Source organism: Nostoc sp. JL31 (genome assembly GCF_017114965.1).
Taxonomy (GTDB): Bacteria; Cyanobacteriota; Cyanobacteriia; order Cyanobacteriales; family Nostocaceae; genus Nostoc; species Nostoc punctiforme_A.
This window is the reverse complement of sequence record NZ_JABXKO010000052.1, coordinates 1-12,803: the sequence shown is the minus strand read 5'-3', so window position 1 is coordinate 12,803 and position 12,803 is coordinate 1. Positions and strand designations below refer to the sequence as shown.

19 protein-coding genes and 1 pseudogene are annotated in these 12,803 nt (G+C 41.0%); 17 read left to right on the top strand and 3 right to left on the bottom strand.

All coding sequences use genetic code 11. The features are described 5' to 3' along the window. Window positions 1-186 precede the first annotated feature (186 nt). Entirely contained in the window at window positions 187-357 is a 171-nt protein-coding gene (locus tag HWQ43_RS13420) for a hypothetical protein (RefSeq protein WP_292734162.1), read from the top strand. Window positions 358-564: 207 nt separating this feature from the next. Here HWQ43_RS13420 and HWQ43_RS13415 read toward each other — a convergent pair whose 3' ends face one another. Continuing rightward, window positions 565-1,356, bottom strand: coding sequence for an Rpn family recombination-promoting nuclease/putative transposase (locus HWQ43_RS13415; RefSeq protein ID WP_292734159.1), 792 nt, complete (start codon window positions 1,354-1,356; stop codon window positions 565-567). A gap of 91 nt (window positions 1,357-1,447) precedes the next feature. Here HWQ43_RS13415 and HWQ43_RS13410 point away from each other — a divergent pair, with 91 nt between their 5' ends. The 13 genes and pseudogenes from HWQ43_RS13410 to HWQ43_RS13350 all read left to right on the top strand — a co-directional run bounded on the left by HWQ43_RS13410 (window position 1,448) and on the right by HWQ43_RS13350 (window position 9,221). Further along, window positions 1,448-1,681, top strand: coding sequence for a hypothetical protein (locus HWQ43_RS13410; protein ID WP_292734156.1), 234 nt, complete (start codon window positions 1,448-1,450; stop codon window positions 1,679-1,681). A gap of 40 nt (window positions 1,682-1,721) precedes the next feature. Beyond that, on the top strand, window positions 1,722-1,967 hold the full coding sequence (locus HWQ43_RS13405) for a hypothetical protein (protein ID WP_292734153.1): 246 nt from the start codon (window positions 1,722-1,724) through the stop codon (window positions 1,965-1,967). After that, window positions 1,918-2,259: a hypothetical protein gene (locus HWQ43_RS13400; RefSeq protein WP_292734150.1), complete on the top strand. Its 342-nt coding sequence runs from the start codon at window positions 1,918-1,920 to the stop codon at window positions 2,257-2,259. The genes HWQ43_RS13405 and HWQ43_RS13400 overlap by 50 nt, the downstream gene beginning before the upstream one ends. Before the next feature lie 11 nt (window positions 2,260-2,270). After that, entirely contained in the window at window positions 2,271-2,513 is a 243-nt protein-coding gene (locus HWQ43_RS13395; protein ID WP_292734148.1) for a hypothetical protein, read from the top strand. 259 nt (window positions 2,514-2,772) lie between these two features. Then, the gene (locus tag HWQ43_RS13390) at window positions 2,773-3,063 is read left to right on the top strand and encodes a hypothetical protein (protein WP_292734145.1); all 291 of its coding nucleotides are present in this window, start codon (window positions 2,773-2,775) and stop codon (window positions 3,061-3,063) included. Between the two features lie 244 nt (window positions 3,064-3,307). Further along, window positions 3,308-3,724, top strand: a complete 417-nt coding sequence (locus tag HWQ43_RS13385; RefSeq protein ID WP_292734142.1) for a hypothetical protein — start codon at window positions 3,308-3,310, stop codon at window positions 3,722-3,724. Further along, window positions 3,717-3,917 (top strand): hypothetical protein, encoded by a 201-nt coding sequence (locus HWQ43_RS13380; protein ID WP_292734139.1) that lies wholly within the window; start codon window positions 3,717-3,719, stop codon window positions 3,915-3,917. The genes HWQ43_RS13385 and HWQ43_RS13380 overlap by 8 nt, the downstream gene beginning before the upstream one ends. Window positions 3,918-4,461: 544 nt before the next feature. After that, window positions 4,462-5,021: pseudogene (locus HWQ43_RS13375) on the top strand (transposase); the annotation flags it as partial. A gap of 301 nt (window positions 5,022-5,322) precedes the next feature. After that, window positions 5,323-5,925: a hypothetical protein gene (locus HWQ43_RS13370; protein WP_292734136.1), complete on the top strand. Its 603-nt coding sequence runs from the start codon at window positions 5,323-5,325 to the stop codon at window positions 5,923-5,925. Between the two features lie 11 nt (window positions 5,926-5,936). After that, window positions 5,937-6,545 (top strand): hypothetical protein, encoded by a 609-nt coding sequence (locus HWQ43_RS13365; protein WP_292734133.1) that lies wholly within the window; start codon window positions 5,937-5,939, stop codon window positions 6,543-6,545. Continuing rightward, window positions 6,533-7,756, top strand: coding sequence for a hypothetical protein (locus tag HWQ43_RS13360; RefSeq protein ID WP_292734130.1), 1,224 nt, complete (start codon window positions 6,533-6,535; stop codon window positions 7,754-7,756). Before HWQ43_RS13365 ends, HWQ43_RS13360 begins: the two co-directional genes overlap by 13 nt. Window positions 7,757-8,168: 412 nt before the next feature. Then, window positions 8,169-8,933 carry an SDR family oxidoreductase gene (locus HWQ43_RS13355; protein ID WP_292734127.1) on the top strand — a complete coding sequence of 255 codons (765 nt, stop codon included), beginning with the start codon at window positions 8,169-8,171 and terminating at the stop codon, window positions 8,931-8,933. A gap of 39 nt (window positions 8,934-8,972) precedes the next feature. Then, a complete protein-coding gene (locus tag HWQ43_RS13350; RefSeq protein ID WP_292734169.1) occupies window positions 8,973-9,221 on the top strand; it encodes a hypothetical protein in 249 nt (82 codons plus the stop codon). A 99-nt stretch (window positions 9,222-9,320) separates the two neighbouring features. On the opposite strand, the gene HWQ43_RS13345 is transcribed toward HWQ43_RS13350, so the two are convergent. Continuing rightward, window positions 9,321-9,743, bottom strand: coding sequence for an AAC(3)-I family aminoglycoside N-acetyltransferase (locus HWQ43_RS13345; protein ID WP_292734164.1), 423 nt, complete (start codon window positions 9,741-9,743; stop codon window positions 9,321-9,323). After that, window positions 9,718-9,840, bottom strand: coding sequence for a hypothetical protein (locus tag HWQ43_RS13340; protein WP_292734166.1), 123 nt, complete (start codon window positions 9,838-9,840; stop codon window positions 9,718-9,720). Before HWQ43_RS13340 ends, HWQ43_RS13345 begins: the two co-directional genes overlap by 26 nt. Window positions 9,841-9,912: 72 nt before the next feature. Here HWQ43_RS13340 and HWQ43_RS13335 point away from each other — a divergent pair, with 72 nt between their 5' ends. The 3 genes from HWQ43_RS13335 to HWQ43_RS13325 all read left to right on the top strand — a co-directional run bounded on the left by HWQ43_RS13335 (window position 9,913) and on the right by HWQ43_RS13325 (window position 12,287). Next, on the top strand, window positions 9,913-10,989 hold the full coding sequence (locus tag HWQ43_RS13335; protein WP_292734124.1) for a cellulase family glycosylhydrolase: 1,077 nt from the start codon (window positions 9,913-9,915) through the stop codon (window positions 10,987-10,989). Window positions 10,990-11,245: 256 nt separating this feature from the next. After that, a complete protein-coding gene (locus HWQ43_RS13330; RefSeq protein WP_292734121.1) occupies window positions 11,246-11,437 on the top strand; it encodes a hypothetical protein in 192 nt (63 codons plus the stop codon). Between the two features lie 4 nt (window positions 11,438-11,441). Further along, complete coding sequence (locus tag HWQ43_RS13325) at window positions 11,442-12,287, top strand: BRO family protein (protein WP_292734118.1); 846 nt, start codon at window positions 11,442-11,444, stop codon at window positions 12,285-12,287. The last annotated feature ends 516 nt before the right edge of the window (window positions 12,288-12,803 follow it).

Sequence of the window (12,803 nt, the reverse complement as noted above, 5' to 3'; positions counted from 1 at the left end):
TCAATCAATTGTAGTGATCGCTTTTTTCTATACTTAGTTGAGCAGATCCAAACATAGCAGGCTTTTTGCGCTTTCCTACCCGTCGAACTCACGTTAAATTATCCACTCGATTTAGTCAAAGAATGGCTGCATTCTCGAAATGTTACGAGTCCAAGTGAGCTTGATTTTGTTCAGATTGATGAACTAGTGAAAACCATGTGTTTGGCTTGGGCTGGTAATAAGTTTGGACATCCCAATCATGCTGTTAACTCTTATCAGAAACACGTAGTTGATACGGTAGCACGAGGAGTAGATGAAACAACAGCAATCAGCGCATGGATGGAGGGAGCGCTTGCACAATTGCCTGAACTGAATTGAAAAGAAAAATCATACTTCAAGAAGAATACATTCGGCAGCAATCTTAACGTTCTCTTAGAAACGCTGGTTCTGCATAAACAGCAATTATGCTCATCAAACAAAGAGGCATTGTTGCCAACAAGTGACCACCGCCATTGAGTATCGGAGAAAATCGGGGCTTGAAAACAGCCCTCGTTGAGCCGATTCAGTACAGGGACAGTAGCAAAATTACTTTTGATTCTCGGACTCTCCTTGCTGTAATTGTTGCACCACTTCTACTGATAAACCAGTAATTCGAGCGATCGCTTCTACTGTCATTCCTTCTGCTATTAAGTTTTGGGCAATTTCATGAGCTTTTTGTTGACTTCCTTCTTCCCTGCCTTCTTCTTTGCCTTCGGTTTTAATTTGTTGGTAAATCACAGACTCACGCATTATGTCTCTCCTAAATAAACGCTCAATTACATCTTTTTCTAATACTAACCCAGCCAGAATTGCAGAGGCGGCAGCAATATTACTTTGTGTTCGCCGATCAGCAATTTTGTCAACAGCCGCAGCCTCTAGTTGTAATGTAGCAACTTTGTTCTCAGTAGCACTCAAGACCGCAAACGGGAGTAATCCTGGTGTGGACAAAAAATCTGAAGGAGGCTGCTCCCACAAACGAATCACTGAAAACTCATGTCGTAAAGTTTCAGTAGTAAAAGTAGTTTGATACACCTTCTCTGATTCGGTTTTAGCTAAGTAAATTACCACTTGGTGCATTCGTTTATTGGGAAAATGGCGATACACCCTCAAACGATAATCAGCCATCCGAAACGGCATATCATCATCGGGTTTGGTCTGAAATTCAATGTGGAGAACAACTTCATCTGACTGCAACAAGATTAAAGCATCAGCACGAATCGGTTCTAAAGACAATTCGGTAGGACTTAATTTGGTTAAAGTAATGGGTTCTCCTAATAGCCAAGTAGCGAAATCAGGAGAATACATCTCAGCGATAAATTTACAGGTGTTATCAAACATAAACCAAGTTTAACAAAAGATAAGCCACCTTTAGTATTAAAGTCACAACCTAGCAAATTTAGTTCAATTCCATTCATTTCTAAACATACCCATGTCACCCATCGAAATACTGAAATATTTCAACCTGTGCTATCTAAAAATTGAAACCATTGCACAGGATAAAGATTGGCAGAAATTGATTAGTGAGAAAAAACTTGGACCAGAAGCTACAACTTACTTGGGAGATGCCCTGCATTATTTGAGTGAGGTAATGGGTTGTGTCGAGCCACTAGTTGACCCAGATGAAATCAACAAACTGAATCATACAATCGCACTATTCCCGTAGCCAGTCTAATTGCTCAATTATATAAAAAGGAGAAAATATCATGCCGCGAAAAATTGCTCATCCTACCCCACAAAATCAGCCACACCAATGCATACAGTACCTCCATTGTTGTGGTGGTAGCGCTCGATTATGCCGTATAAACTTTAGCCTGTTAGTGATCCAAACGTTGGTCAATCGCAAGCTGGTAAAAGTGACAAATACTGGTGCAGGTTTTTTTGTGGAGTTGGACGAGCCAAATGAAAACCCAGAAAGTAATTCAACAATCATCCATGCTTTTAAACAGTAGACCGAAATTAGTTCTACGCCGAACTCGAAAGAGATTTAGCCCCAAAATTCTCATTTACCGCACCATAGAAACAACTGCAATTGTCTCTTTGCTCTTAACTGGGTTTTTAGGAGTTGGAGCAATAGCTTTTTGGGGGCTGGAGATTATTGAGACTAATAATTCCAACATAATCATCTCTGGTTGGCAGTACCAGAAAAACAGAGATATTGGAGCTATGTTAGTCAGCTTTTCCGCCTTCTTAGGGAGTTCTATAGTCGGAGCAAGTCTCAGTATTCGTCAAGACAAATTTTAGAAGGAGAAACAATGATGGAAATCAAGTTAACTACATCAGAGATTCGGACTATCTTGCAAGGGTGTCAATATACATTGCGGCTTGTTGGGAGTAGTAAGTATTATCGCAGGCTTCAATCGTCCGAGTACTTTTCTACATCAAATGATGTGGTGTTAAACGATGCTTTTAATATTTTGGGAGAAATAGTAGACGCAATTGATCAGGTGGAGCAATTTAATCAACAAGGAGAATCAGGTCAAGGAGCAAGAAATTAAAGATGCAATTGGTTTAGGCAGCCCTTAACTTGTGATAGAGTCAAAACCAAAACTGGAGCCAGAACCAATACCAACAGTAACGATTTACGAGTTTGGCGCTCTGTTATCTAAAAACGAACCACCCAAAAAACAACCCCTATCTTATGCCTTGCCGGAGGCACACAATATTTTTAAATAAGTTTTAAGCGATCCCCCGGCAAGGTAAGCGATCGCCGTTTCCGCTCCTTGTGACGCTAATCCCATAGGAGGGTACTTAAACATGCTACGAACATTAGAAGACAAGTTTAATCGCAAGAGTGAGCTTTTTTTGTTGTCGGAAGATGAATACCAGCCGAAAAATAAACTGGAAGAAATTGCAGTTAAGGCAGTCAAGTTAGCAGGGTTACACACCCGGCTTGGGGACTATGAATTTGTCTCGACAGCAGTTAGATTGCTTGAGCCATTCATTGCTGCATGGTATCACCGGGCCGAACTGTCCCCACCATCGACCGCGACAATTTGCAAATGGTTTTATAGTGAGCCACCAATAAGGCGATCGCCTTATTGGTGAATGAACAGCAAAAAATTTTTGAACAAGTTTCGCAGAATCTTCAAATTTAGCTAAAACAGAAAACTCTACGAAATCTGAAAAAGCCCTTGAAGATTGCGAGTGGCTTTTTTATTGTAGAAAAGCAAGGTCAATCACAGTTAATTCACTATCAATTAATAGAGAATATGACATCAAAATCATACGGAATTGACACGGATATTGACTATGTTTTTTACACTCTTGACTACCTATTGACTATTTATTGATGAACCAAGCATGGAGAGAACAACTTTTTAGCCGAAAGACCACTAATTCCGGGTTGAATCCTTTGGTTTTACCGATGACTAATGCCAAAATGTTGCGAGTTTTGGATATTTGCTATCGGATATGGGAGCGTTGGACAGAAGTGGCTGAAACAATCCCTCAGTATAAATTGTCACGAATACAAATGCAGAAGATGGCACAGGAAAAAAGATTAAAAGCGCCATTAATTCGTCCATATCAAGTATGGGTACTAGGCAGGATTGGCGAAGTGTTTGGAGATTTAGAGCAAGGCACAAACAAGGTTGAAATAGCAAAGTCGATTGTGGAAGCCAATAAGTCGGAGTACACCATTAAAGAATTTGAAGCTGAACAAATCAGATTTACACCATCTGTGACAGGAGAATTACAAAATGTCTGAAACAATAGATAAATTTAGCCGTCAAGATTTGTTTGAATTACTGGGTGAAAAATACGCTCCTGTAAAAATCATTGCTGGTTTACAGGAGTTGGCTAAGTCCGACCCAGATATTAACCAACGACCTGCGACAATTCAGGATCTGAAAAATTTGACACGCTCTTTGTTGAGCGAGAAATTCCAATCTCCAGCTTAAAATGGCGCAAGTTCTTCAAGGAGAATCTTTTCGGATTCTCAGTCATTTTTTTTCTAGTTTGCATTGGGCTGTCTGTTTACGTTCGTGTTATTAATGCACCACCACCTCAGGCAACACAAACTATCGACGGGCAACAACCGTAAAATATTCCGGCTGAGTGGCAATGAAATACCAGAAGCAAGCGATGTTGGGATTATTGGGCATAGGGTTCAATCGCAAGTCCTTGGTTATCGCAACTGCCAGCCCAATTCAAAACTTACTCTCATGGCATTACGATTCGAGAGTCTGAAGAACTAGAACGCATTAAAGCCGAGCAAAGGGCAGCGACCGCCGACAAAATTAACTCTCTTGGAGTTACGCCTCATTCAGTAAGTTACGAATCAGGAACTATCTAGACTCAAAAAAACGTAACCCTAGACCTGACACTACAGGTTATTTAGAAGATGAGACAGTTTTTGTCAGGACTTACACAACTGGCACAATGCGATCGCCACTTGATAGTACATAAGTATTAATTAAATCTGATTTTGAAGGCCTTGTCTTCGTAATAATGGATACATGGTATGCGGTACATAGTTTAATGCTTTATATTGATAGCTTAGACAAAATTTATTATTGCCCTTTAAAAAATAATCGTTTAGTTGATGATACATTTGGCCAAGAAAAATATAAACGGATTGAATTATTAGAGTGGAGTTCTGAAGAATTAGACTGTGGTAAGATAATCAAAATTAAAGGGTTCCCAGCTAATAAAAAAGTGAACCTGTTCCGGGTTACTGTTTCTACCAACAGAACGGATTATGTCGCCACCAACGATTTATCTCAAAGTTCCACGGATATTGTACAAGAGGTGTGTAAAATTCGTTGGAAAATAGAGTCCTGTTCACAGGGAAATTAAACAACTAACTGGCATTGAATCAAGGCATGTGTCGGAAAGCTAGACTCCAAAGAAATCATATTGCTTGTGCAATATTGGTTTGGGTTAGGTTAAAGAATTTAGCCTATAGAACTGGCCAAACTATCTATCAAATCAAGCATAACTTGCTTTTTAATTATTTAATTCAGCAACTGAAACGCCCAAGTATTCTTATGTGCTTGGTTTGATTTAACTTGTCGCGTGCCAGGGCTGCGCCCTGCCCGCTATTTGTGCCAGTTGCGTAAGTCCTGTTTGTGTATGACTCAACTGGTTTATGTATTGGACGCATTGAACAAAGGCAATGGCGGTGGAAGTATAGATTCAAAAATGCTTGTAAGAATTCATCACTACTTAAAGATTCACCCAATTGATTTATGAAATATCTCACTCCAAACAAAATCTAATTCACAACCAAAACCAGAATCATCACCACAAGGAGAACCGAAAAAGGCAGGGAGTGACTACTTAGAATTATTAGCTCGGTGGATTGTGGCATTAATCTCACTGCCAGTCATCTTTATCTCACATATCATTGCCCAATTCGTTACCCCAGGCACACCCGGATACAAGCTCGTTGGTGCAATTGGTTTCTGGATTGGTACACTGCTTTATACTGATAGCATCTGGCAAGTTTTATTCCAGGGAAAACCGATTTTTCCGTGGTTTGAAACAGAATGGATTAGCTGGCTTGGTTGGTTACAATTACCGTTCAATCTATTATTTTGGATTAGTTTTGGCATCTCTGCACTAGTGCAAGTAATGGAAGCTCGTACATTGCATGGTAAAGATCCCCAGACAGCCAAGCATGAATTTGAAGATTCCAAGCAATATACTCTGGGTACAAAACCGACTGGAAACATCGATTTGACAGTCGCACTCTGGGGTGATTATAAAGCTGCTGGCATGAAAGAACGTCATACAGGTGAAGCGATCGCACTGTTTTTCTGGGTACTAGACATCACCACCACATTCGTTGGTCGTAATCCTTTCCGTTACACTAACCCAGCCGCAATTTTGGGTTGTTTTGCTTATAACTGTGCCTCAATGATGGCTGGCGAGATTGGTTACAACATTTGGAAATTAACTAAGTAAGAGGGAAGAAGATGGAGCAACTGATACCAATGCCCGGTACAAAAGAAACGGCACTACTGCGTGGCGATTATCCCAGCATTGAGTATTTGGAAGCTGGCAACATTGCTTCTTGGTTACAGGAACGACAGGATCAGTTATTAGTTCGCGCCAGGGACGAACGTAACGGTATGAATCTGGCGAAGTTCATCACACTGGCCACCGCTCTTACTGGCGCAGTTTGTTATGCTACCTCTCCTCTTGCTCCCATCGATGCAGTCGTAGCTGGTGTTGGTTATCTATGGTCAATTGTTCAGGACTTAAACGATACTCATCAATTTGCACCGATTCCCTTTATCTGTGGCGACTTCTTCAGTTTCCTTTCGGCAATGGGTGATAGTGCTGCACGGGTAGAATACAATGCTTACTCCAATGAGCTTGCTGATTTAATGCTGCACTTAGAGCCAATGGAGAAATATGAATTCGCCATGCTCAAACAATGTTCTCATGTTGTGTGTGAATACCTGAATGCTGTTGAGCCTGGGAAAAGATTTTATGCTACCGTTGGCTGCTCGATTGGTTTATTCAACTTAAAGGCTATTTCCCTACCCCTGAACAGCTATCCGGTCATTTGGCGCAAGTAAGTGTTGACCCCAGAGTAAACTATCAGCAAGTTACGGCTATTCAACAAGCAACCAAACCTCAGAATTTAGGTATTCCAGAGGCAAGGTTTGCAAAACTACCAACTCCTGTCCCACAAACAACCCAAACTTCAGCGCAACAGATTCACTCTAATGAAGCTTACCCTTTGTTAAATAGTGAATTCTTGGGAGCAGAAGCCTCTCATAGCTTAACTAATACCGATATCTCCACCTACACCACTAAACCCCAAGTGCAGTATGACCTAATTGGGCATATTGCTAAGAAAGTGACAAATATGCTGTGGGTTGGTGTCCCTGGTTCTGGCAAGGGCATCACCATTAGCAATGCAATCGATGCTATTAAGCGACTGCATCCTGGCATACACATCTTTTATATTGACCCCAAAGGTGACGAGAAAGAAACCGGTTATTTCAAAGGTCGTGTTGATACTTTTAAACGGGCTAAAATCCTAGAAATGTCCCCGGTCGAAGCCGTCTTATGGGTCAAAGAATGCTTTACCGAATTTCAAAATATCTCTGGCTCCAAGCTGATTATTTTAGATGAAGGTACGGCTGTTTGCTCCAAATTTAAAAATACCAAGGGTGAAATTGGCTGGCTCAAAGACAAAATCATCTCTTACTGTTCTTGCGGTGATAGTTCCGGTTGGCATTTCTGGATTGTCGTGCAGAACCCTCACACTGATGACTTGGGTATTTCTGGCGGACTGCGATCACAGTTAACGTCTGTGGCGTTGGTTCATCCTGATAACGTCCCAGCTTACAATGCCATGATTGCCACTCAACTCATCCCCAGCGATCGCAAGATTACCTCAACCCAAGTAATGGAGATTGCTGCACAATCACCAGTCGGTCGAGCAGTTTATTACGGCGGCATCAATGAATGGATACCAATGCCTCTGTTAAAGAATTTCTCTGGTTATGACCGGGATACCAAAAACTTTATTGACTCTGCACCAAGTAATAAGCAAACCTCTCAAGCTGAAACTAATCCATCAAGCACATCAACAACCCAAGCTCAACAGATGTTGGCGCTTTTGGAGAAGACGAAAGCCAATTCAATTGATGAGTTTATCCAAACCGAGTTGAAATTAGACGGAGTTCCACCAGATTTAATCCGCTTAGGAATCGAAAGATTACTCCAAAATTCACATCTTAAGTACAAATTCGACAGTTGGAATAGTAATCAAAATTAAAATTTGGAGAAAAATATGCAATCAGTTCTTAACTTTTCGTCATCACTGCGGCATACCTTGCTTGCTTGTCGGTGCGCCCTGCTCTGGTAAAGATGTTTTTGCCAGCCACGCTATTCATTCCAGAAGGTAATGGTGAAAACAAGTGATTGGAAGCGATCATTGACGTGTTTTAGGTTGAGTGGTTAGGGGCGATCGGAGGCGATATCAAGATAACCAGTCAATGCAGCGGATTGACCCATCTCCCTTGTGCTAAATTCAATATCATCTACAACCACTGATTTTGGTCGTTATGCGGCTCAAGCTGCCGATAGTGGCGGTTCACCAAGCTTGTCGGTGTAAGGCAAGCAGCTAATTAGACCGGAAATCACTCTTGCTAATCTGATTCAAAACCCTCAGAATAAGGAGATTTTGCATGAACCGCTTACAAGGAAAATGTACCCTCATCACTGGTGGCACAACGGGTATAGGGCTTGAGACAGCTAAACAATTTCTTGCAGAGGGTGCGCGTGTAGCAGTCACTGGGCGCAACCCAGACACACTAGCTCAAGCACAGCTTGAAATGGGCAAAGAGGTAATCGTCATTAAGAGCGATGCGGGTCAAGTCGGCGAACAAAAGCACTTGGCAGAGGAAATCGCTAAAGTTTTCGACAAGCTTGATGCCGTCTTTCTTAATGCTGGGATTGGCATTTTTCAACCGCTTGAGGCTTGGGATGAAGCAACGTTCGATAATCAAATTGCAGTCAACCTCAAAGGGCCCTATTTTCTTATCCAAAATCTATTGCCAATTTTGGCAAATCCCGCTTCGATCGTTTTGAATACCTCAATTAATGCTCACATCGGGATGCCAAACTCTAGCGTCTATGGTGCAAGTAAGGCTGCGATGATCTCGCTGGCAAGAACTCTATCTGGTGAACTGATCGAGCGAGGAATTCGGGTCAACGCCATTAGCCCAGGTCCGATCGCCACACCGATACTCGGAAAGTCTGGTCTTCCAGCCGAGCAAGTTCAGCAAGTAGCAGAGGCGCTCCGCAACCAAATTCGGTTAAAGCGGCTTGGCGATCCGATTGAAATAGCCAAAGCAGCGGTGTTCCTAGCCTCCGATGAATCCTCCTTCATGCTGGGTAGTGAGATGATCATTGATGGTGGCGTGAGTACTTTAAGTTGGCAGTTGAGATAAGTAAAGATTACTTAAAGAGACAATGGTCAGCCCATTACTTTGTGGCAACCGCTCACTTGTCTAGTTAGAGACTTGGGGCGAGATATTCAAACCTGCCCCAACTGTAATGCATCCTTAGTTCGAGCAGATGAATCGGAGGATGATGATTTTGATGACCAAGTTAGCCGACCAATAGCTTGTATTGGTTGCACTAACTATCATGGAGTTGAGTATGGGGACAACGTGCTAGTCTGCGGTATACACCCGAATGAGTGGGATAACGAGAATTGCCCAGATTATCATCCATGAGATTGCTCCCGATCTAGGACTCATGTGATACTTAAGATTGTAAAAAATTGACCCGCTCTCTAATATGCTTTTCTCGAAAAGCCACGACTCAGATAAGCGTTAGGCATTGTCATTACCGCTATTAACTGCTATGTCGAAATGCAACACGTCTTCGCGATCACCTAGCTTTGTATAAAGTTTAATGGCTGGATCGTCACCAATATCCGCCTGGACGAAAATGACATAAGCCCCACATGCTGCTGCTACTTCTTTCAGCTTCTGAATTAATGCCGTTGCGATCCCCTGCCGTCGGTGTGCGGCGGCAACAGCTAGATCGTAGATATAAATCTCACTGCGCTCCTGCTCGAACTTTTTAAGCTCGTATGCAGTAAGACCGCCAACGACCTCACCTTCTTTCAATGCGGCGATCGCAATGAAGTAGTCACTATCAAGCAGTTGCCGCAGATAATCTGCACTAGGTGGATTCCCATAGGTCTCCACCTGATCGAACGCCTCACTAAAGGTCGCTAATAGACCTTCCATTAATGCAACGTCCTCTGGCACAATCTGTTGAATGCTTAAGTTCATTGGTATTTCCTAAGCTATATTCTTGCTGAACGGCTAAATCCTGCTCGTTCATACAATTAATGATAACAACTCGCCCATAACCAACAAGAAATCAACAATCATTATTAAATTATTTGGAATTTTTATGAAACGTCGCCAGTTGATAATTAACACAGGAATTGTTTGTGTTATCGGTTTATTATCTAATACATTACCATCACTAGTAAAGGCTCAAAATAAAAAACCTACCTTCTATACTGAAGGTCGATATCTTTATAATAGATTTGGTGAAAACGTAATTCTTAATGGAATAAATTTACCCATTTTGGATGACTGGAATTTTCCTCAAGGGGATAAGTTAGCAGAACTAGAAAAAACGGGAGCTAATGCGGTCAGAATTCAATGGTACAAAGATTATGGTCAACCTAATCGTCCTAGTTATTCGATTTCTGACTTGGATAATGTTCTCACTCGCTGTCGTCAAAGTCGAATTATTCCCATAGTCATGTTATCTGATTTGACCTGTAATAGCGATCCACAGTTGTTAAATACCCAGTTAATTTCTTGGTGGACGCAGAATGATGTGCTGAAGGTACTTAAAAAACATGAATCCTATCTAATTATTAATCTAGCCAGTGAATTGGGATTTTATCAGTGGACAGATAATCAACAAGCTGCTTTAAATAGTTTCAAGAATGCTTATAAAAGTGCGATTAGCAGTATTCGCCAATACTTACACCTACCAATTATGATTGACGCACCAGATTGTGGTACATCACTCGAAGTTTTTCCCTTGATTGGACAAGAATTAATTGATCATGATCCCGAGCATAATCTCTTATTTAGTGGTCATGCCTATTGGTGTGACTATGATGGGATACCAGATATTGACACCATAATTAATGCTAATCTCCCCCTCGTTTTTGGTGAAATTGCTAATAAGCAAGATGAAGATATTAATGGTGCAACTGAATATTGTTATTACGATCTAGATGGGACTACAGAAAATCACCCACCTCTCATAACTTTTGCCTATCAAACTTTATTAACAATTCTCCAACAGAAACAAATTGGTTGGATGGCTTGGTGTTGGTATAAAGATAATTGTACGAATCGTCAAATGACATCAAATGGCGATTTTGAGAACCTAACACCCTACGGAAATGATTTAGTAAACAATCCGATTTATGGTTTAAAAGTGATTGCTAAAAGATCCCAGTAAAGTCTCAATACTTCTCGGTTAAGAATTAAGCAGTATTGAGAATAAAAAAAGTGCGTGGTTGACGTTTAGTCTTTGGGGCGCAGTTATCGGAATTGCGACGTTATTTATCAAGCCCAGTGTGACTGTGGCGGCGATTGGGTTGGGTTTTACGGCTGGGGTGTCTGGGAAATTATTGGTTCAAAAAGGAGAATAAGTCGAAGTAGTTAAAGATTGGTTTTAATTGTTTAGCTGAACTCTTGGATTCATTGTAGTAAATATGTCTTGGTCGAAATCTATTTCATTGGATGTTGCTAATAAAATTTTTGACGTAATTGGAGTTTCTTTTGAGCAGAGCGAGTTAGAGGGAGGCTATGTCGCCAAGCATGAAAGTAAGACCTTGAGAAGACCAATGTTAACAGCCTGCTGTATAGCTGTTTTGAGCGATTGGGTGACGATAAAGGAGGAATGAATTTATGTCTGATTTATCAACTTTTGTATTTGAGTCTCAAGAAATTCGCGTAGTATCAATTGATGATGAACCCTGGTTTGTTGCCAAAGATGTAAGTCTTGGACTAACGATTCCTTGGAAGGGTGCGAAAACTCTCAATGCTATACCAGAACGGTGGAAACAGGTGAGTCCGGAAATTCCGGACTTACAGGGCAGAACCCAATCTGGCTGGGTAATTAAAGAGTCTGGCGTGTACAAATTAGCATTTCGCTCTAATAAACCAGAAGCGGATAGATTGACTAATTGGATTGCAGAAGAAGTACTGCCATCCCTGCGGCGCACTGGTAAAGACGAAATACCCAAGCCTGAGCAACAGCAGAATACCAAACCCACTCTTGATGAACTCGTTAACTTTGGGCAAAAGGTACTTGCTGGTACAAGGCTGAGTGCAGAACTCCAAACCATCACTATCCTTCGAGGTGTACAAGCGCTGTGTCCCGAAATAACCCCAATGGCACAGGAGTTGGTCGGAGCAATCCAGGAAATTGAAGCGACTCCCAACAGACACTTGTCTCCAACTGCAATCGGCGAATTATATGCCGAACGCCTTGGACTATCCAAGCCCATAAAACCTCAGATAGTTAACCATGTTTTGGAATCTGCTGGCTTGCAAACCAAGGAGGTTCAAATCAAAACTGACACGAATGGTAAACAAAGCCACAAAAATATCTGGCGTTTGACTGAAAAAGGTAAACTATGGGGCACTGTCACAAGAGACAAAGCTCGAACTCACGACAAGATTGTTGAACATGTTCGCTGGTTGCCAGATGTTCTTGAGGTAATTGATTTGAGTGTGGAACAGCTTAATTGAGAATCTATATTACAAGCGGTAAGCTCCCGCCATACCGTCAAGCTTATAGCTTTTCTTTTAAGAAGGAAGAATACCTAACTGAATTTTGAATCCTGCCTCCTGAATCTGATGAAGATAAATCAATAAAAAAATATCATGGACTAAAATGATCATTTATTTGTGCCAAAAGTCATGGTCGAATTCATGACTTTTTTCATTAGTCTTTTTGTCAAAGATTTATATAATAGTTGTATTTAAACAAAGTTTTATTGCGATATTAAAATCCAAAACAAAATATTTCTACCATTATATTTAGATATATTTACCGGATAGTTTAAAATACTAAGTATTAGTTAATAGAGATAAAATAGAACTATTAACTATGCCTTTCACACCCTATATTTTAGTTTGGACTTTCCTATTCAGTTTGCTAAGTCTTAATTCTCAAATACAGATAAATAAATTATCTCAGACTCTATATCCTACTTATAAAACACAACAGTTATTTTCAGAGATTACCAAATCTAATACTCCCAG

What these genes read in the sequence shown, in the direction of transcription:
- HWQ43_RS13415 (WP_292734159.1), bottom strand. Translation starts at nt 1,356, where the DNA reads ATGTTTGATAACACCTGTAAATTTATCGCTGAGATGTATTCTCCTGAT.
- HWQ43_RS13410 (WP_292734156.1), top strand. Translation starts at nt 1,448, where the DNA reads ATGTCACCCATCGAAATACTGAAATATTTCAACCTGTGCTATCTAAAA.
- HWQ43_RS13405 (WP_292734153.1), top strand. Translation starts at nt 1,722, where the DNA reads ATGCCGCGAAAAATTGCTCATCCTACCCCACAAAATCAGCCACACCAA.
- HWQ43_RS13400 (WP_292734150.1), top strand. Translation starts at nt 1,918, where the DNA reads ATGAAAACCCAGAAAGTAATTCAACAATCATCCATGCTTTTAAACAGT.
- HWQ43_RS13395 (WP_292734148.1), top strand. Translation starts at nt 2,271, where the DNA reads ATGATGGAAATCAAGTTAACTACATCAGAGATTCGGACTATCTTGCAA.
- HWQ43_RS13390 (WP_292734145.1), top strand. Translation starts at nt 2,773, where the DNA reads ATGCTACGAACATTAGAAGACAAGTTTAATCGCAAGAGTGAGCTTTTT.
- HWQ43_RS13385 (WP_292734142.1), top strand. Translation starts at nt 3,308, where the DNA reads ATGAACCAAGCATGGAGAGAACAACTTTTTAGCCGAAAGACCACTAAT.
- HWQ43_RS13380 (WP_292734139.1), top strand. Translation starts at nt 3,717, where the DNA reads ATGTCTGAAACAATAGATAAATTTAGCCGTCAAGATTTGTTTGAATTA.
- HWQ43_RS13365 (WP_292734133.1), top strand. Translation starts at nt 5,937, where the DNA reads ATGGAGCAACTGATACCAATGCCCGGTACAAAAGAAACGGCACTACTG.
- HWQ43_RS13355 (WP_292734127.1), top strand. Translation starts at nt 8,169, where the DNA reads ATGAACCGCTTACAAGGAAAATGTACCCTCATCACTGGTGGCACAACG.
- HWQ43_RS13345 (WP_292734164.1), bottom strand. Translation starts at nt 9,743, where the DNA reads ATGGAAGGTCTATTAGCGACCTTTAGTGAGGCGTTCGATCAGGTGGAG.
- HWQ43_RS13340 (WP_292734166.1), bottom strand. Translation starts at nt 9,840, where the DNA reads ATGAACGAGCAGGATTTAGCCGTTCAGCAAGAATATAGCTTAGGAAAT.
- HWQ43_RS13335 (WP_292734124.1), top strand. Translation starts at nt 9,913, where the DNA reads ATGAAACGTCGCCAGTTGATAATTAACACAGGAATTGTTTGTGTTATC.
- HWQ43_RS13330 (WP_292734121.1), top strand. Translation starts at nt 11,246, where the DNA reads ATGTCTTGGTCGAAATCTATTTCATTGGATGTTGCTAATAAAATTTTT.
- HWQ43_RS13325 (WP_292734118.1), top strand. Translation starts at nt 11,442, where the DNA reads ATGTCTGATTTATCAACTTTTGTATTTGAGTCTCAAGAAATTCGCGTA.